The 18,069-nt window shown below is 72.0% G+C and carries 18 protein-coding genes; 3 read left to right on the top strand and 15 right to left on the bottom strand.

Features of this window, described 5'->3' with window-relative positions:
• Positions 1 to 37: 37 nt before the first annotated feature.
• The 11 genes from AC0VY3_RS23580 to AC0VY3_RS23530 form a co-directional block, all read right to left on the bottom strand.
• Positions 38 to 1,150: an aliphatic sulfonate ABC transporter substrate-binding protein gene (locus tag AC0VY3_RS23580; protein WP_103507572.1), complete on the bottom strand. Its 1,113-nt coding sequence runs from the start codon at positions 1,148 to 1,150 to the stop codon at positions 38 to 40.
• A 264-nt stretch (positions 1,151 to 1,414) separates the two neighbouring features.
• Entirely contained in the window at positions 1,415 to 2,758 is a 1,344-nt protein-coding gene (locus AC0VY3_RS23575) for a sulfate adenylyltransferase subunit 1 (RefSeq protein WP_103507571.1), read from the bottom strand.
• 2 nt (positions 2,759 to 2,760) lie between these two features.
• Entirely contained in the window at positions 2,761 to 3,696 is a 936-nt protein-coding gene (cysD, locus tag AC0VY3_RS23570) for a sulfate adenylyltransferase subunit CysD (protein ID WP_030083842.1), read from the bottom strand.
• Positions 3,693 to 4,238 carry an adenylyl-sulfate kinase gene (cysC, locus tag AC0VY3_RS23565; protein ID WP_010059288.1) on the bottom strand — a complete coding sequence of 182 codons (546 nt, stop codon included), beginning with the start codon at positions 4,236 to 4,238 and terminating at the stop codon, positions 3,693 to 3,695. The genes cysD and cysC overlap by 4 nt, the downstream gene beginning before the upstream one ends.
• Before the next feature lie 23 nt (positions 4,239 to 4,261).
• On the bottom strand, positions 4,262 to 4,978 hold the full coding sequence (locus AC0VY3_RS23560; RefSeq protein ID WP_103507569.1) for a phosphoadenylyl-sulfate reductase: 717 nt from the start codon (positions 4,976 to 4,978) through the stop codon (positions 4,262 to 4,264).
• Positions 4,975 to 5,154 (bottom strand): hypothetical protein, encoded by a 180-nt coding sequence (locus tag AC0VY3_RS23555; RefSeq protein ID WP_103507568.1) that lies wholly within the window; start codon positions 5,152 to 5,154, stop codon positions 4,975 to 4,977. Before AC0VY3_RS23555 ends, AC0VY3_RS23560 begins: the two co-directional genes overlap by 4 nt.
• Positions 5,151 to 6,848, bottom strand: a complete 1,698-nt coding sequence (locus AC0VY3_RS23550; protein ID WP_103507567.1) for a nitrite/sulfite reductase — start codon at positions 6,846 to 6,848, stop codon at positions 5,151 to 5,153. Before AC0VY3_RS23550 ends, AC0VY3_RS23555 begins: the two co-directional genes overlap by 4 nt.
• A gap of 115 nt (positions 6,849 to 6,963) precedes the next feature.
• Positions 6,964 to 7,047: a putative leader peptide gene (locus tag AC0VY3_RS23545; protein WP_309486338.1), complete on the bottom strand. Its 84-nt coding sequence runs from the start codon at positions 7,045 to 7,047 to the stop codon at positions 6,964 to 6,966.
• Between the two features lie 188 nt (positions 7,048 to 7,235).
• A complete protein-coding gene (locus AC0VY3_RS23540; RefSeq protein WP_103507566.1) occupies positions 7,236 to 7,832 on the bottom strand; it encodes a GNAT family N-acetyltransferase in 597 nt (198 codons plus the stop codon).
• Between the two features lie 73 nt (positions 7,833 to 7,905).
• A complete protein-coding gene (locus AC0VY3_RS23535; protein WP_475550523.1) occupies positions 7,906 to 9,201 on the bottom strand; it encodes a GAF domain-containing protein in 1,296 nt (431 codons plus the stop codon).
• 271 nt (positions 9,202 to 9,472) lie between these two features.
• Positions 9,473 to 11,110 carry an acyl-CoA dehydrogenase family protein gene (locus AC0VY3_RS23530; RefSeq protein WP_103507564.1) on the bottom strand — a complete coding sequence of 546 codons (1,638 nt, stop codon included), beginning with the start codon at positions 11,108 to 11,110 and terminating at the stop codon, positions 9,473 to 9,475.
• Positions 11,111 to 11,184: 74 nt separating this feature from the next.
• Between AC0VY3_RS23530 and AC0VY3_RS23525 the strand changes: the two genes are divergently transcribed.
• Both AC0VY3_RS23525 and AC0VY3_RS23520 read left to right on the top strand, forming a co-directional pair.
• Positions 11,185 to 12,336 (top strand): YihY/virulence factor BrkB family protein, encoded by a 1,152-nt coding sequence (locus AC0VY3_RS23525; protein ID WP_103507563.1) that lies wholly within the window; start codon positions 11,185 to 11,187, stop codon positions 12,334 to 12,336.
• 9 nt (positions 12,337 to 12,345) lie between these two features.
• Positions 12,346 to 13,140, top strand: coding sequence for a DUF6597 domain-containing transcriptional factor (locus AC0VY3_RS23520; RefSeq protein WP_475550522.1), 795 nt, complete (start codon positions 12,346 to 12,348; stop codon positions 13,138 to 13,140).
• Here AC0VY3_RS23520 and AC0VY3_RS23515 read toward each other — a convergent pair.
• From AC0VY3_RS23515 to AC0VY3_RS23500, 4 genes are all read right to left on the bottom strand, one after another.
• Positions 13,074 to 13,475 carry a VOC family protein gene (locus AC0VY3_RS23515; RefSeq protein WP_103507577.1) on the bottom strand — a complete coding sequence of 134 codons (402 nt, stop codon included), beginning with the start codon at positions 13,473 to 13,475 and terminating at the stop codon, positions 13,074 to 13,076. The genes AC0VY3_RS23520 and AC0VY3_RS23515 overlap by 67 nt on opposite strands.
• Positions 13,476 to 13,540: 65 nt before the next feature.
• On the bottom strand, positions 13,541 to 15,091 hold the full coding sequence (locus AC0VY3_RS23510) for a 3-hydroxyacyl-CoA dehydrogenase (RefSeq protein WP_475550521.1): 1,551 nt from the start codon (positions 15,089 to 15,091) through the stop codon (positions 13,541 to 13,543).
• A 50-nt stretch (positions 15,092 to 15,141) separates the two neighbouring features.
• Positions 15,142 to 15,945, bottom strand: a complete 804-nt coding sequence (locus AC0VY3_RS23505; protein WP_103508450.1) for a CoA-transferase subunit beta — start codon at positions 15,943 to 15,945, stop codon at positions 15,142 to 15,144.
• Positions 15,942 to 16,886: a CoA transferase subunit A gene (locus AC0VY3_RS23500; RefSeq protein WP_181010801.1), complete on the bottom strand. Its 945-nt coding sequence runs from the start codon at positions 16,884 to 16,886 to the stop codon at positions 15,942 to 15,944. The genes AC0VY3_RS23505 and AC0VY3_RS23500 overlap by 4 nt, the downstream gene beginning before the upstream one ends.
• Positions 16,887 to 17,019: 133 nt before the next feature.
• Between AC0VY3_RS23500 and AC0VY3_RS23495 the strand changes: the two genes are divergently transcribed.
• Complete coding sequence (locus AC0VY3_RS23495) at positions 17,020 to 18,060, top strand: LysR substrate-binding domain-containing protein (protein WP_475550520.1); 1,041 nt, start codon at positions 17,020 to 17,022, stop codon at positions 18,058 to 18,060.
• Positions 18,061 to 18,069 lie beyond the last annotated feature (9 nt).

The following is an 18,069-nucleotide window of genomic DNA, read 5'->3' as shown; positions in this document are numbered from 1 at the left end:
CTCCTGGGGATCCTGGGTCCTGGTACGGATGTGCGGGCTACTTGACGCCGATGCCGGCGTCGGCGACCTCGGGCCGGCCCTCGGCCTTGAGGACCTTGTTCAGCGGGCCCAGGTCGTAGATGCCCCGGAGGTTCGGGTCCTTGAGCAGACCGGACTTCACCGAGTGGCCGGCCTGCGTCTTGAGCGTCTCGGCCAGCGGATCGTCGGTGATCTCGATGGACTCCCACGCCGGGTCGAGGATCTCCTTGGGCAGCGCCTTGCCGCTCAGGGTCTCCAGCGCCTTGTTGGCGGACGCCTTGGCCTCCTCCGGGTTGGCGTTGATCCACTTGTTGGTGGACACCGAACCCTTCAGCACCGCCTCGACCACGTCCGGGTGCTCCTTGAGGAACTTCTGCGACACGATGATGTTCGTGATCACGAACTTCTTGTCCGGCCACAGGTCCGTCTCGTCCAGGAGCACCTTCGCGCCCTCGGAGACCAGCTTGGACGCGGTCGGCTCGGGCACCCACGCGCCGTCCAGGTCACCGGACCTGTAGGCGTCGGGCGTCACCTTGTTGTCCGAGCGGACCACGGAGACGTCGCCCTTGCCGCTCTGGGCGTCGACCTTCCAGCCCTTCTCGGAGATCCAGTTGAGGAAGGCCACGTCCTGGGTGTTGCCGAGCTGCGGGGTGGCGATCTTCTTGCCCTTGAGGTCGTCCAGGGTCTTGATCCTGTCCGGGTTGACGACCAGCTTCACACCGCCGGAGGCCGAACCGGAGATGATCCGCAGCCCCTTGCCCTGGGACCTGGTGTAGGCGTTGATGGAGGGGGAGGGGCCGATGAAGCCGATGTCGATGGACCCGGCGTTCAGCGCCTCGATCTCGGAGGGGCCCGCGTTGAAGGCCGTGGACTCGACCTTGGTGCCGCCCAGTTCCCTCTGGATGGTGCCTTCCTGGATACCGACCAGGGCCGTGGCGTGCGTGAGGTTCGGGAAGTAGCCGATCCTCACGGTGTCGGAGGAGAGCTTCTTCCCTGTGGCGGAGACGTTCGTCTTGGCGTCGTCGTCCTTCGCCTGGGAGCCGTAGCCGCAGGCGGTGGCCGCCAGGGCGAGCAGCGGCAGGACGGCGACGGCGGCGAGGCCGCGACGAACGGTGGGACGGGGGGCAGGCACGGGAGGGTTTCCTCTCGTTGGCCCGATCTCACCCCGCTGTCTGGTCAGGGGGGTGAGACCGGAAGGTCGGCAGGTCTGCGGCGGTTCGGGTACGAGTGCGGGGCGCGCGAGCGGTGCGCGTACGTCAACACGCACATCGCCCGACCCCGCCCTGGCCTCCCCCAAGCTCTCGAATTCGCTCGAGCAGCGGGTGCCCCCTCCCCAGGGCGCCACTGCCCACGCGGCCGCCCTCCTTCGCGAAGGAGGAGAGGAAGTCGGTGGCCATCAGAAGTCCCACTCGGCGTCGTCGTCGGCCGCCACGACGGCTTCGGCCGCCGCGGCGAACGCGGCACCCGCCATTCCGGCGCTCAGCGTCGTACCGTCCGCCGGGTCGATCAGCAGGAACGAGCCGGTGCGCCGGGAGTCCTCGTACGCGTCGAGCGCGAGCGGCTCGGCGGTCCGCACCACGACCCGGCCGATGTCGTTGGCGACCAGCTGTCCGGGGGCCGGGTGCTGGGAGAGATCGTCCAGGGTGAGCCGCGAGGGGATGTCCTTGACGATCGCCTTGACGGTCCGGGTGGTGTGCTTGAGCAGCACCCGCTGGCCCACCGAGAGCGGCTGGTCGGCCACGTGGCAGACGGTCGCCTCGACGTCCTGGGTGACCGGCGGGGCGTCGTCGACCGGTGCGATGAGGTCGCCGCGCGAGATGTCGATGTCGTCGGCCAGCCGCAGCGTCACCGACTGCGGGGCCCACGCGATGTCCACGCTCTCGCCGAGCGCTTCGATGCCGGTGATCGTGGTCGTACGACCGGAGGGGAGTACGGAGACGGACTCGCCGACCCGGAACACCCCGGCCGCGATCTGACCGGCGTAACCCCGGTAGTCGGGGTGCTCGGCGGACTGCGGGCGGATCACGTACTGCACGGGGAAGCGCGCGTGGCAGGCGGTGAGGTCATGGCTGACCGGCACCGTCTCCAGATGCTCCAGAACGGTCGGCCCGCCGTACCAGTCCATGTGCGCGGACGGCTCCACCACATTGTCCCCGGCCAGCGCCGAGATCGGGATCGTGGTGATCTCCGGGACGCCGAGCGAGGCGGCGTACGCGGTGAACTCCTCGGCTATCGCGGCGAACACGGGCTCCGCGTAGTCGACCAGGTCCATCTTGTTGACCGCCAGCACGACGTGCGGGACGCGCAGCAGCGCGGCGACGGCGGCGTGCCGGCGGGTCTGCTCCACGACCCCGTTGCGGGCGTCGACCAGCACCACGGCCAGCTCGGCGGTGGAGGCGCCGGTCACCATGTTCCGGGTGTACTGCACATGGCCCGGGGTGTCGGCGAGGATGAACCGCCGCCGGGTGGTGGCGAAGTAGCGGTAGGCGACGTCGATGGTGATGCCCTGCTCGCGCTCGGCCCGCAGCCCGTCGGTCAGCAGCGCCAGGTCCGGTGCCTCCTGGCCGCGGTTCAGCGAGGCCTGCTCGACGGCCTCCAGCTGGTCGGTGAGGATCGACTTGGAGTCGTGCAGCAGGCGTCCCACGAGGGTGGACTTGCCGTCGTCGACCGACCCGGCGGTGGCGAACCGCAGCAGAGTGGTGGCCGACAGCTGCTCGGCCGACTGAAGTTGGGTGGTCATGGTTAGAAGTACCCCTCGCGCTTGCGGTCTTCCATCGCGGCCTCGGACATCTTGTCGTCGGCGCGGGTCGCGCCCCGTTCGGTGAGCCGGGAGGCGGCGATCTCGGTGATCACGGCGTCCAGCGTGGTGGCGTCGGAGTCGACGGCGCCGGTGCAGGACATGTCGCCGACCGTGCGGTAGCGCACCAGACGGGTCTCGGTGGCCTCGTGCTCCTTGGGCCCGCCCCAGTGCCCGGCGGTCAGCCACATGCCGTTGCGGTTGAAGACCTCGCGCTCATGGGCGAAGTAGATCTCCGGCAGCTCGATGGACTCGCGCTCGATGTACTGCCAGACGTCCAGCTCGGTCCAGTTGGAGATCGGGAAGACCCGGACGTGCTCGCCGGGGGCGTGCCGGCCGTTGTACAGCTGCCACAGCTCGGGCCGCTGGCGGCGCGGGTCCCACTGCGAGAACTCGTCGCGCAGCGAGAAGACCCGCTCCTTGGCGCGCGCCTTCTCCTCGTCGCGCCGCCCGCCGCCGAACACCGCGTCGAAGCGGTGCTGCTGGATCGCCTCGGTCAGCGGGACGGTCTGGAGCGGGTTGCGGGTGCCGTCGGGGCGCTCGCGGAGCTTCCCGGCGTCGATGTACTCCTGCACGGAGGCGACGTGCAGCCGCAGCCCGTGCTTCTTCACCGTGCGGTCGCGGTACTCCAGGACCTCGGGGAAGTTGTGCCCGGTGTCCACGTGCAGCAGCGTGAACGGCACCGGCGCGGGCGCGAACGCCTTGAGCGCCAGGTGCAGCATCACGATGGAGTCCTTGCCGCCGGAGAACAGGATCACCGGCCGCTCGAACTCGCCCGCCACCTCACGGAAGATGTGGACCGCCTCCGACTCCAGGGAGTCCAGGTGGCTGAGCGCGTACGGATTGACGGTGCCTTCCGGCACGGTGGCGACGGTGCTCACGCCAGGCCCCTCTCGGTGAGCAGCGCGTGGAGCGCCGCTGCGGACTCCTGCACGGTCTGCTGGTGCGACTCGATCCGCAGGTCGGGCGATTCGGGGGCCTCGTAGGGGTCGTCGACCCCGGTGAGACCGCTGATCTCGCCGGCCGCCTGCTTGGCGTAAAGACCCTTCACATCGCGTACGGAACACACCTCGACGGGCGTCGCGACGTGTACCTCCAGATAGGTGGTGGACTCGGCCGCGTGCCGCTTGCGGACGGCCTCGCGGCTGTCGGCGAACGGGGCGATGACGGGGACCAGCACCTTCACGCCGTTGGCGGCCAGCAGTTCGGCGACGAAGCCGATCCGGGCCACGTTGGTGTGCCGGTCCTCGCGCGAGAAGCCGAGGCCCGCGGAGAGGAACTCGCGGATCTCGTCGCCGTCGAGCACCTCCACCTTGTGGCCCTCGGTCCGCAGCCGGCCCGCCAGCTCGTACGCGATGGTGGTCTTGCCCGCGCTCGGCAGACCGGTGAGCCAGATGGTGGCTCCCGTCTCCGTCACGCTCATCGAAGTCTCCTGGTCAGTCGTCATCAGCCGTGCAGCCCGCATTCGGTCTTGCCCCGTCCGGCCCAGCGGCCGGCCCGTGCGTCCTCGCCCTCCAGCACCCGGCGGGTGCAGGGCGCGCAGCCGACGGAGGCGTAGCCGTCCATCAGCAGCGGGTTGGTGAGCACCCCGTGCTCGGCGACGTAGGCGTCCACGTCGTCCTGGGTCCAGCGGGCGATGGGGGAGACCTTCACCTTGCGGCGCTTGGCGTCCCAGCCCACGACCGGGGTGTTCGCCCGGGTCGGGGACTCGTCGCGGCGCAGCCCCGTCGCCCACGCGGCGTACGCGGTCAGGCCGTCCTCCAACGGCTTGACCTTGCGCAGCGCGCAGCACAGGTCCGGGTCGCGGTCGTGCAGCTTCTCGCCGTACTCCGCGTCCTGCTCGGCGACCGTCTGCCGGGGGGTGATCGTGATGACGTCGACGTCCATCACCGCGTCCACCGCGTCCCGGGTGCCGATGGTCTCCGGGAAGTGGTAGCCGGTGTCCAGGAACACCACGTCCACGCCCGGCAGCACCCGTGAGGCCAGGTGCGCGACCACGGCGTCCTCCATCGAGGAGGTGACGCAGAAGCGCGGCCCGAAGGTGTCGGTGGCCCACGTCAGGATCTCGGTGGCGGAGGCGTCCTCCAGCTCCCGTCCGGCCCGCTCGGCCAGCTCCCGGAGCTCCTCGTCGGTCAGCTCTCCGCTCAGCAGAGTGTCCGTCATGTCCGTTCCCCTTCACCGTCGTTGCGCTGCACGCCCCGGGTCAGCAGGCCCAGGAACTTCAGCTGGAACGCACGGTTGCAGGAAGCACATTCCCAGGCGCCGTGCCCGGTCTCGTTGGGGCGCAGGTCCTCGTCGCCGCAGTACGGGCAGTAGAACGGGGCGGCTCGCTCGCTCATGACAGCGACTCCGCACTGGCGCGCGCCGCCCAGGCCGCGAAGCGCTCGCCGTCCTCGCGCTCCTCCTGGAAGCGGCCGAGCACCCGCTCGACGTAGTCCGGCAGTTCGGCCGACGTGACCTTCAGGCCACGGACCTTGCGGCCGAATCCGGCCTCCAGGCCGAGCGCCCCGCCGAGGTGCACCTGATAGCCCTCGACCTGGTTGCCGTCGCCGTCCAGCATCAGCTGGCCCTTGAGACCGATGTCCGCGACCTGGATGCGGGCGCAGGCGTTCGGGCAGCCGTTGATGTTGATGGTGATCGGCTCGTCGAACTCCGGGATGCGGCGCTCCAGTTCGTCGATGAGGGAGGCGCCGCGCGCCTTCGTCTCGACGATCGCCAGCTTGCAGAACTCGATGCCGGTGCAGGCCATGGTGCCGCGCCGGAACGGGGACGGCGTGACCTTGAGGTCCAGCGCCTCCAGACCGGCGACCAGGGACTCCACCTGCTCCTCGGCCACGTCCAGCACGATCATCTTCTGCTCGGCGGTGGTCCGCACCCGGCCGGAGCCGTGCGCCTCGGCGACCTCGGCGATCTTGGTGAGCGTGGAGCCGTCGACCCGGCCCACCCGCGCGGCGAAGCCGACGTAGAAGCGGCCGTCCTTCTGCCGGTGCACCCCGAGGTGGTCGCGCCAGGTCTGGGCGGGCTGCTCGGGCGCGGGCCCGTCGACCAGCTTCCGCTTCAGGTACTCGTCCTCCAGGATCTGGCGGAACTTCTCCGGTCCCCAGTCCGCGACCAGGAACTTCAGCCGGGCGCGGGTGCGCAGCCGCCGGTAGCCGTAGTCGCGGAAGATCCCGATGACCCCGCCGTACACGTCGGCCACCTCGTCCAGCGGCACCCAGGCGCCGAGCCGGACGCCGAGCTTGGGGTTGGTGGAGAGCCCGCCGCCGACCCAGAGGTCGAAGCCGGGGCCGTGCTCCGGGTGGTTCACGCCGACGAAGGCGATGTCGTTGATCTCGTGTGCCACGTCCAGGTGCGGGGAGCCGGAGACGGCGGACTTGAACTTGCGGGGCAGGTTGGAGAAGTCGGGGTTGCCGATGAACCGGCGCTGGATCTCGTCGATCGCGGGCGTGCCGTCGATGATCTCGTTCTCGGCGATGCCCGCGACGGGGGAGCCGAGGATCACGCGGGGCGTGTCACCGCAGGCCTCGGTGGTGGAGAGGCCCACCTCTTCGAGCCGCCGCCAGATCTCCGGCACGTCCTCGATGCGGATCCAGTGGTACTGCACGTTCTGCCGGTCGGTGAGGTCGGCGGTGCCGCGCGCGAACTCCTGGGAGATCTCTCCGATCACCCGCAGCTGCTGCGTGGTCAGCCGGCCGCCGTCGATCCGGACGCGCAGCATGAAGTACTCGTCGTCCAGCTCCTCCGGCTCCAGCACGGCCGTCTTGCCGCCGTCGATGCCGGGCTTGCGCTGGGTGTACAGCCCCCACCAGCGCATACGTCCGCGCAGGTCGTTGGGGTCGATGGAGTCGAAGCCGCGCTTGGAGTAGATCGTCTCAATACGTGTCCGTACGTTGAGACCGTCGTCGTCCTTCTTGAACTGCTCGTTCCCATTGAGGGGCGTGTGGTGGCCCACGGCCCACTGACCTTCACCACGGTGCCGTCCGGCCTTGCGGCGGGGCGTGGCGGTCGCAGGCTTTTCCGGGGTAGCGGCCATGGCAATACGTCCTTCGGGACTGCGGGAGGGCGGCTCTGAGCGGCACACTCGCGCTGAGGCGCGGCGGTGCGCAGGGCGGTTCAGAGGTAAGAGAGGTGCGGCGGTGCTGGGTCTGTCAGCTCGCCGGACAGATGGCACTGGACATGCGGCCGAGGTCGACGTGGCGTCGACTCACCAAGGCAATTCCAGTTCCGGACATGACGGAAGCGTGTCACGCGCATCTCGGGGCAGTCCACCACTATCCGTCATGTGGACGGCTGGGTCTCGAAGGGTGAGATGGTGTGGTGCTGGTCACGGAGTGCCACCCCGGCATTGGTGACAAAACGCCCGGGCGTGAACCGTCGAAGGAGGGGCGGTGGCTCCACCGCCCCTCGGGAACACGGACGATCAGGAGGTGTACGCCCCGGGCCACGGACCGGGCGTCGCCACCTCGGGCTCCACCTCGGTCTTGGTGTCGAAGAGCCGGAAGCCGCGCCGCAGGTAGTTGTCCATGGCGTGCGGGCCGTCCTTCGAGCAGGTGTGCAGCCACACCCGCTTCGTCGCCGGCCGCTCCGGCCGGCGCTCCGCCAGATCCCAGGCGCGCGCCACCCCGTAACTGAGGAGGTGACCGCCGATCCGCCGCCCCCGGAACGCCGGGATCAGCCCGAAGTACATGATCTCGACCACCCCGTCGTCCTGCGCGTCCAGCTCCACGTACCCGGCCGGCGTCCCGTTCTCGTACGCCACCCAGGTCTCCGACCCGGGCCGCTCCAGGATCTCCTGCCACTGGGCGTACGTCAGGCTCAGCCGGTCGGTCCACCGGATGTCGCCGCCCACCGCGGAGTAGAGGAAGCGGCTGAACTCCGGCAGCGGAACCTCGGACCGGACGATGCGCACATCGCCCTCCGGCTCGCGCGCCGGACGCAGATCGGCGGGCGAGGTCTGCTCCAGCGACCAGACGGTCACCTCGGTGGTCGGCGCTGCGGACTGCGGGATGTCGCTCATGACGGCCAGAAAACCATGCCCCGGCCCGCCCCCGCACAGTGCCCCCGGCTCAGGTGGCCCGCGGCCCCCCGGCTCAGGTGGCCCGCGCCGCCCTCCGGGCCTCCGCCACCACCGGCGCCATCGAGTGCGGCAGCAGATCCGCGCCGTGCTCCGGGTGGATCACCTCCACCTCGACCCCGTCGCCGAAGCGGTACGGGCGGTGGGCCAGCACCTCCGCCAGATGGCGCCGCAGCCGGGAGACCTCGGCCCGGACCGTCACCGTCCGGGTCGCGTCCCCGAAGATGTCCCGCGCCAGCTCCGAGGCCGTCCGCCCCTGCCGGTGCACCGCCAGCGCGTACAGCAGCTCCGCGTGACGCGGCGAGAGCCGCTCGGTGCGGTTCCCCAGCGGCCCGGTCAGATGCACCGCGAGCGCCCGGGGCCGGCTCAGATCCAGCACCACCCGGCGCGGCGCACCCTGCGCCCCGCCGTCGTCCACCTGCACCAGCCAGCCGCCCGGCAGCGGCTCCACCTGGCACATGCCGAGCGAGGGCAGCCACACCGGACCCGGCCGCAGCGACTTCGGCAGCGGCAGCCGGTCCACCGGGGCCATGCCCGTCACCGCCGCCAGCCGCCCGTGCACATCCACCGCCAGCGCCCGACCGCCGACCCGGCACAGGATCGGCGCGGCCACCGCCCGCAGCCGCTCGATCTCCATCAGATGGCGGGTGCGGATCTCGCCCTCGGCCAGCCGGGCCACCGAGTCGACCAGGGCCAGCGTCGCCGGATGGAAGGTGGACGCCGGTCCGCTGATGTCCACGATCCCGATCAGCCGCCCGTCGCGCGGATCGCGGACCGGGGCCGCCGCACAGGTCCAGCCGTGCAGCGCCCGGATGAAGTGCTCGGCCGAGTGGACCTGGATGGGTATCCGGGCGGCCAGCGCCGTCCCGATCGCGTTCGTCCCGGTCGCCGCCTCGGCCCAGGCGGCCCCCTCCTCCAGACAGATGTCGTGGGCCCGGCGCAGCACCCCGGTGTTGCCCTGCCGCCACAGCACCCGGCCCTCGGTGTCGGTCACCACCATGATCTGCTGCGCGGCGTCCGCGATCGAGGCCAGCCCCGCCCGCAGCAACGGCATCAGCTCACCGAGCGCCGTACTGCGACGCCGGTGCTCGATCTCGTCCGCCTCCAGCAGCCTGCTCTCCGGCGACTGGTCGGGATCGATACCGCTGCGCACCACCCGGTCCCAGGATGCGTCGATCTCCGCCCGGGGCGCGACCGCGGACCGCTCGCCCGCCAGCCGGGCCTCCCGCGCCCGGTGGAGCAGCCGGGTCGCCTGGCGGCCCGCCCCCTGGCCCGTCACCCGCACCACCCCCACAGAACCTGTGTCCGTCATGGTCCCCGTTCCCCCCGAACGCTTCCCGACCCCCGGCCCGGCCCATCCTGCCGTCCACCGGCCCGGAGCCGCCGATCAGTCCACACAATGGTTGCAACCCTTTGCAACTCTGGCGATGCCCTGCGGGTCCGTACAAGACTGGCAGAACACTGTGCGCCGGGCCTGTCCCGGTCGCCCGGTGTTGCAGAAGCATGGAGGGTGGTGCCGTGTCGGCGCAGCACCACCCTCCGTCGCTTCTCCCCGGTCGCCGGGCGACGGCTTTCGCCGGTCCCTAGTCGACGACCGGCCGGGCCCGCGCCACCACCGAGGCCAGCCCCAGCGTGTGCGGCAGCGTTCCGAACCCCGCGCACCGGTCCCGGCCCAGCCGCGAGGCGCAGAACGCGTCTGACACCTCCGGCGGGGCCCAGCGCACCAGCAGCGAACCCTGGAGCACCAGCGCGATCCGCTCCACCAACCGCCGCGCCCGCGCCTCGATGCCCTCCAGATCCGCCAGCTCCGTGAGCAGGTCCCTGATCGCCGCGTCCAGCCGGTGATCGGCCCCGCGCGCCTTACCCACCTCCCGCAGGAACGCGTCCAGCGCCCGCGGCTCCCGCTGCAGCGCCCGCAGCACGTCCAGCGCCTGTACGTTGCCCGAGCCCTCCCAGATCGAGTTGAGCGGCGCCTCGCGCAGCAGCCGGGGCATCCCGGACTCCTCCACGTACCCGTTCCCGCCCAGGCACTCCAGCGCCTCGCCCACCACGGCCGTACAGCGCTTGGTGACCCAGTACTTCGCGGCGGGCACCGCGAGCCGCAGGAAGGCCCGCTCCTCCTCGGTGTCCGTGTCGTACGCCGCGGCCAGCCGCATCGCCAGCACCGTCGCCGCCTCCGACTCCAGCGCCAGATCCGCCAGGACGTTGCGCATCAGCGGCTTGTCGATCAGCGGCCCGCCGAACACGGCGCGGTGCGCGCTGTGATGGATCGCCTGCGCCACCGCCTGCCGCATCAGCGCCGCCGAACCCACCACACAGTCGAGCCGGGTGGCCGCCACCATCTCGATGATGGTGCGCACCCCGCGCCCCTCCTCACCGACCCGGCGGGCCCACGTCCCGTCGAACTCCACCTCGCCGGAGGCATTGGACCGGTTGCCGAGCTTGTCCTTGAGCCGCTGGAGCGCGAAGACGTTGCGCGTGCCGTCGGGCAGGACGCGCGGCACCAGGAAGCAGCTCAGCCCGCCCGGCGCCTGCGCCAGCACCAGAAAGCCGTCCGACATCGGCGCCGAACAGAACCACTTGTGCCCGGTGAGCAGATACTCGCCCGCGCCGCCGACCGGCTCCGCCCGCGTGGTGTTGGACCGCACGTCCGTGCCGCCCTGCTTCTCCGTCATGCCCATCCCGAAGAGCACCCCGCTCTTCTGCCCGGCGGGCCGCAGCCCCTCCTCGTACACGTGCGAGGTCAGCAGCGGCTCCCACTCCGCGGCCAGCGCCGGATCGGTCCGCAGCGCGGGCACCGCCGCGTGCGTCATCGACAGCGGGCAGCCGTGCCCCGCCTCGGCCTGCGTCCAGACCAGGAACCCCGCCGCACGCCGGACATGACCGGCCGGACGCCCCCAGGCGTCCGTCAGCCCGGCCTCGACCGCGTGCCCCAGCAGCCGGTGCCAGGACGGATGGAACTCCACTTCGTCGATGCGATGCCCATAACGGTCATGGGTGCGCAGGACGGGCGGATACGCGTTCGCCTGCGCACCCCAGTCCCGCGCCTGGGCGGAGCCGGCGGACCGGCCGAGCTCCCCGAGCTCCTCCAGTGCCACGGGCCGGACACCGGGCTCGACATGACGCCCGACGGCCTCGGACAGCGCCCGGTCGGCGGCGAAGACGTCATAGCCGACCAGCGGCGGAACCTGATTGGTCACGGTGTGGGTGGTGGCTGCCATGCCGATACGGTAAGGACGTGCAGGCAGCAAATGAAACACCCGAGCGGCCACCGGGCCGGCTCCACCGGGCGCGAGTGCTCTACCGCAACGTCTCCAAGAGGCGGATGGCGTGGCACTTGCTCAAGGACACCGTCAACTCGTGCATCGAGTACCGCATTCTGGGGCTCGCGGCGGAGGCGGCCTTCTTCACCCTGCTCTCGTTGCCCCCGCTGCTGCTCGGCCTGATCGGACTGCTCGGTTACGTCGACGAGTGGACGACGACCACCACGGTCGCCTCCATCGAGCGCAACATCCTCTCCGCCGCGCAGACGGTGCTGTCCGAACGCGGGGTCAACGACTTCGCCAAACCGCTGCTCGCCGACGTCACGACCGGGGCCCGCCCCGACGTCATCTCCATCGGCTTCGCCATCGCCCTGTGGTCCGGCTCCCGCGCGGTGAACGTCTTCATCGACACCATCACCGTCATGTACGGACTCGACGGCCACCGCGGCATCGTCAAGACCCGGCTGCTGGCCTTCCTGCTGTACGTCGTCGCCCTGCTGCTCGGCGCGGTGGTGCTGCCGCTGCTGGTCGTCGGCCCGGACCGGGTGGTCGAGTTCGTGCCCTGGGGCACCGAGGTCATAGCCGTCCTGTACTGGCCGCTGGTGATGCTGCTGACCGTGGCGTTCCTCACGACGCTCTACCACGTGTCCGTGCCGGTGCGGTCGCCCTGGATCGAGGATGTGCCCGGGGCGCTGGTGGCGCTCGGCATGTGGGTCCTCGGCAGCTTCCTGCTGCGTATCTATCTGACCAACACGGTCGAAGGCCCGACCATCTACGGCTCCTTGGCCGCGCCCATCGCCGTCCTGCTGTGGATCGGCATCTCCGCTTTCGCGGTCCTGGTCGGCGCCGCGGTCAACGCGGCCATCGACCGGGTGTGGCCCTCGCTCGCCACGGCCGCCGCCCGCGAGGCCACCGAGCGCGTCCGGGCCGCGCAGGCCGCCGAGTTCGTCGCCCGGACCCGTTCGGCCGGCTACGAGGCCGCGGACGACGACGATGACGAGGACGACTGCCCGGCGTACATGCCCTCCGAGTTCCCCGAGCGCTGGTCCCGCTTCCTGCCGCCCGACGACGTGAAGTCCCGGCTGCACGCGACCTGGGAGAAGGAACCCAAGGACCCGCAGGAGCCCAGGGAGCCCAAGCACGCCAAGGACACCGGGGAAGCCGAGGGCCCGCCCTCGCGCTAGCGTGGGGGCATGGCCCGGGAAGACCAGCGCGACCAGGAACACCGGCGCTACCGGGAACGGCCCTCCCGGCTGGGCGGGGCCGTCGTCTGGACGCTGGACGTTCCGCCCGGCCCGCGACAGGCCGCCCGGTCCGTCCTGCCCGACGGCTGCATGGACCTGATCTGGACCGCCGGACGCCTCATCGTCGCCGGGCCCGACACCCACGCCTTCCCGGTCGACCCCCGTGACCGCGGTTCCTGCGCGGCGATCCGGTTCGGGCCCGGCACCGCCCCCGTCCTGCTCGGCGTACCGGCGTACGAGGTGCGTGACCACCGGGTCGAACTCGCCGACCTCTGGCCCCGCGCCACCGTCCGGGAACTCACCGGCCGGATCGACCGGGCCGCCGACCCCGCCACCGCTCTGGAGGACTTCGCCCTGGGCCGGGCCGCCGACACCGGCCCCCCGGACCCCCTCACGGCGGCCGTCGCCGACCGGCTGCGGCGGGGCGGCTCCGTGGCGTCGACGGCCGCCGAGACGGGTCTCGGCCGTCGCCAGCTGCACCGCCGCTCACTCGCCGCCTTCGGCTACGGCCCCAAGACGCTGGCCCGGATCCTCCGGCTCCAGCGTGCCCTGGCCCTGGTCCGCTCGGGCCTGCCCTACGCCGAGGCCGCGTACCGGGCGGGCTGCACCGACCAGGCGCACCTGGCCCGCGAGATGCGCGACCTGGCCGGCACGACCCTCGGGGCCCACTTCGGGCGTTACGAGGCGTCGGCCGCGGCGAACAGCGAGACCCCGCAGCCGTCCGGGTCCAGCACGACCGCGTAGCGCTGCCCCCACACCGCGTCCCACGGCTTCAGATGCCCGGTGTACCCGGCCCCGGTCAGCTCCGCGTACAACGCGTCCACCTCCTGCGGGCTGTCGCAGACGAAGGCCAGGGCGACCCGCTCACCGCCGTCCGCCGGGCGCTTCCAGTCGGGGTCGAACGAGGCGATGACCTCCTCCGTGTCCCACAGCAGCCGCTGCCCGCCCGGCAGGGTCACCTCGACATGGGGCGCGGACTCCGCCCCGTCGGGGATGTCGAGGCCGAGCCTGCGGTAGAAGGCGAGCGAGGCCGCCAGGTCCGCCGTGATGATGCTGATCGCGTCGAGTCGTGGAGTCATGCCCCGACCGTAGGCACACGGCACCGCGGCCGTCTTGTACGAATCGGTCACCCGAACCGGTGGGTTCACCCCAGGCAGTCCTCCGGCGAGGTCCCCGGATCGGTCAGCGCGAGGCCCAGGGCGGCCCGCTCGGTGATCCACCGCGTCGGCCGGTGACGCGGGTCGCCCGTCGTCGCGTGCAGCGACCGCTGGAGCTCCAGCACCCTCGCGGCCCCGACCCGCTCGCCCCAGGCCAGCGGCCCGGCCGGATAGCCGAGCCCCGTGGTCACCGCGAGATCGATGTCGGCGGGCGCGGCGAGCGAGCGCTCCGCGATCGAACAGCCGACCGCGACGACCGAGGACAGCAGCCGCTGCGCGACCGAGCCCGCGGTGTCCCGCACCACCGACACCGCGTACGGCTCACCGCCCTCCGCGGCCCGCGCCAGCACCGCCCGCGCGTCCCGGGCGGCCGCCGGATCACCGGCCGCCGTCACCGCGAGGACCCGCCGCCGCCCCGCCGCCGGCAGCACCTCGACGCCGAACGTGCGCTCCCGGGGCAGCCCGCCCGCCGCGACCGCCGCCGACACCGCCGTCCCCCAGACCGGCACCATCACCACAGCCTCCGCCGACGGTCCCGCGCCCCGCTCCAGCCGGGCCCCCGCCGCCTCCAGCGCACCGGCCAGGGCCTCCTCGTACGCGGCGGTCTCCGGCCGCCCGCCCGGCACCAGGAACACCGGGCGATCCGCGTCCCCGGTGACCGCGCTCTCCGGTGCCGGGCCGGCCGCCCCGTCGCCGTACGCGTACCAGCCCCGGCCCGTCTTACGGCCGTGCAGCCCCGCCACCACCCGGTTCGGGGTCAGGAAGGACGGGCGCAGCCGGTCCTCGTACCGGAAGCCCTGCCAGATCGAGTCGATCACCGCGGCCGTCACATCGAGACCGGTCAGATCCATCAGCTCGAACGGGCCCATCCGCAGCCCCAGCACGTCCCGGCCGATCCGGTCGATCTCCGCCGGGTCCGCCACCGACTCCTCCAGCAGCGCCAGCGCCTCCGTCACCAGCCCGCGCCCGGCATGGTTCACCAGGAATCCGGGGGTGTCGGCCACGGTCACCGCCCGGTGCCCGCAGCCCTCCACCAGCCCCGTCAGCAGCGCCGGGATCTCCGGGCGGGTCGCCGCGCCCGGCACCACCTCCACGATCCGCATCAGCGGCACCGGGTTGAAGAAGTGCAGCCCGGCCAGGCGCGAGGGGTCCTGGAGCGTCGCCGCGATCCGGGTCACCGACAGGGAGGAGGTGTTGGTCGCGAAGACCGCGGAGGAGGGCAGCGCCCGCTCCAGCTTCCCGAACACCTCGGCCTTGGTCCCCAGATCCTCCCGTACGGCCTCGATCACCAGCTCCACCTCCGGACCCGACGCCCACGGCTCGGCGAGCGGCACCAACCGGGCCACGGCCCCGTCCCGGTCGGCGGCGGACATCCGGCCCTTGGCCACCGCCCGGTCCAGCATCGAGGCGACGAAGCCCAGTGCCTCCGTCACCGCCTCGGGCCGTACGTCCCCGAGCTCGACTGTGTGTCCGGCGCTCGCCGCCCACTGGGCGATCCCGCGGCCCATGGCCCCGGCTCCGACGATCCTGATACGCATGGCGGTGAGAGCCCTTTCGGTGGGGTACCCGCGGCGGAGTACACGGTTCTTCAACGGAGGTAGACCCGGCCCGGGTCGACATCGTCGCGCAGGAGCAGCAGCTCCGCCGGGGTGGGCGGGTCCGTCGTCGCGACCGTGTCGGCCACCTCCAGGTCCCAGCCGGTCGCGGCCCGCACCTGCTCCACGGTGACCCCGGGATGCACGGCGACCAGCCGCAGTTCGTCGCCGACGCCCTCCCGGGCGAGGACGCCCAGCTCGGTCATGACCCGGGTGACGCCGATGCCCAGTGGACGGATGCCGTCCGCCAGGGCCCGTTCCGGACCCGGCGTGGTGCAGAAGTCCAGTTCACCGGCGAAGGAACGCGGCGTGTGGCGGCGCATCACCACGAACACCTCCCGGGCGTTCGCCATCACCTCGACCGCGCCCCCGGAACCCGGCAGCCGCACCGACGGGCGGTCCCAGTCCCCGATGACCGAGGTGTTGAGGCTGCCCCACCGGTCGATCTGCGCCGCCCCCAGGAAGCCCACGTCGATGTGCCCGCCCTGGAGGACCGAGCCGAACAGCGTCGGCATGGACACCACCGCCTCGGCGCCCGTGATCAGGACGGCGTCCGCGATGGTCTCCGGAAGACGGGAGGGGTGCGCCCCGCAGACCCCGGACTCGTACACCACCTCGATGTCCGGCGCGATCGTCAGCCGCGCCAGCTCGGCCGCCAGCGTCGGCAGCCCGATGCCCGCGAACACCGTTCGGCGCCCGGCCAGTTCACGCGAGGCGACGACGGACAGCAGCTCCGATGAGGTGACGGACCGCGTGGGCTCCGCGGGCTCCCTGGACTCCGTGGGCCGACCGCTCACAGCCGCCGCCCGTAGTCCACCGGCTCGCTCAGCGCCTCGCCGACCGCGAGCCCCGCCCAGAACTCCTCGCCCAGCTTCGCCACGTACGCCGCGTGGTCGGCCGTTCCGTACACCCATTCCTCCAGCCACTCCCGCAGCCGCACCGGGTCCGCGCTGATCGCGGACCAGGACCGGTAGAAGGCGTTGTCCCGGTCGTAGTAGCCCTGCGCGAACGAGGGGTGCGCCCCGCGCGGGCAGACGACCACCGCGTCGACCGCGTGCGCCGGGATCAGCGTGCGGTTCGGGTCCGAGCGGATCACCTCGTCCGCGACCAGCTCCTCCACCACCACGACCGCCCGCTCCGCCGCGAACACCGCCTCGGCCTGGACCCCGGTCAGCCCCCAGATCTGGGTGTTGCCCCGGCGGTCGGCGCGCTGCGCATGGACGAACGTCACGTCCGGGTTGACCGGCGGCACCACGTAGATCTGCTCGGGTTCGCGCCCGTCCGGCCCGGGATAGGGCGATGTCACCTTGCGGATGCCCGGGTTGACCGAGGGCAGGTCGCTGCCGCCGTACGAGCGCAGCGGATGGAACGGCAGCCGCTGCGCACCGGCGAGATACCGGCACACCATGCCGTAGTGGCTGTACTCCTCGAACGCCAGCGGCTCCGGATCGGCCCGCTCGATCCGCCGCCGCAGCTCGCCGAGCGAACCGGCGGAGGAGTTGCCCACGAAGGACGAGACCAGCCGCGTCACACACCCGGCCGCCAGCATCTGGTCCACCACGATGTCCGCCGTCATCCGTACGACGGTGAGCCCGCGCCGGCCCTGCCGGATGATCTCGTGGCCCGCGGCGGTCGGGATGAGATGGGTGAACCCTTCCAGGCTCACGGTCTCCCCGTCGTGCACGAAGCGCGCGACGGCCTCCCGCATCGACACGACCTTGCCGGCCGTCCGTTCCACAGCGCTCCCCGACGTCGGTGTACAGGTCGCACCACCGTGCCAGGGGCCATTGATCGGTGTCCAATACCGAATTAGGCTCGCATTGAGAGGCACCAGGTCTCACTCACCGGAAGAGAGCCGAGCGGGCACCCGTATGGAACTGCGCCACCTGAAGGCCTTCCTCGCCGTGGCCGAGGAACTGCACTTCGGCCGGGCCGCCAAACGCCTCCAGATGGCACAGCCGCCCCTGAGCCAGCAGATCCGGCAGCTGGAGCGGGAGCTCGGCGTCCAGCTGTTCCGCCGCAACACGCGCTCCGTCCGGCTCACCGGCGCGGGGGAGACCTTCCTCGATCCCGTACGGACCGTCCTCGACGACCTCGACACCGCCGTCCGGGCCGCCCGCTCGGCGGGCCGGGGCGAGTACGGCCGGGTGACCATCGGCTTCGCCGGCGCCTCCAGTCACGAGACGCTGCCCCGCCTCACCCGCGCCGTCCGCGCCGCACACCCCGGGCTCGAACTGGTCATGACCGGCCAGACGTACGCCAACGTCGCGCTGTCCCGGGTCGCCGACGGCTCGCTCGACCTCGGCTTCGTCCGGCTGCCGGTGACCCGGCCCGGAGTGGCCCACCGGGTGATCGACGAGGAGGAGCTGCTGTGCGCCCTGCCCTTCGACCATCCGCTCGCCCGGCACGCGGCGGTGCCGCTCGCCGAGCTGGCGGACGAGCCGTTCGTCTCCTTCCCCGCCAACACCGGCTCCACCGTGCGCGACGCCATGACCGAGGCCTGCGAGAGCGCCGGATTCACCCCGCGCGTCGTCCAGGAGGCCCCCGACTCGTACACGATCATGGCGCTCGTCGCCGCCGGGGTCGGCGTCACCCTCACGGTCACCTCCGTACGCCACATCCAGCAGAGCGGACTCACCTACCGGCCCCTCGCCGGACCGCCCATCCGCCGACAGGCGGCCCTGGCCTGGCGGGCCGACAACCCCTCCGCCGCCCTGCACGCCGTGCTCGCCGTCGCCCAGGACGCCCTGCCGACCCCCGTACGCGGACCACGCGGCGAACCGATTGAGACGCCGGGCCTCTCGGTGGGGGACACATCCGGTATTGGACCGGCTCAGTCACCGGATGCGAAGGTCACCTCAGCACCCGCCGCTCCGCGCACTCCGCCACCCGCGCCCCGCCCGTCGCCCTGAAGGAAAGGC

Source organism: Streptomyces sp. iso_384 (assembly GCF_056172905.1).
Note: the sequence above shows the minus strand (reverse complement) of the source record. Positions and strands in the feature narration are given on the sequence as shown.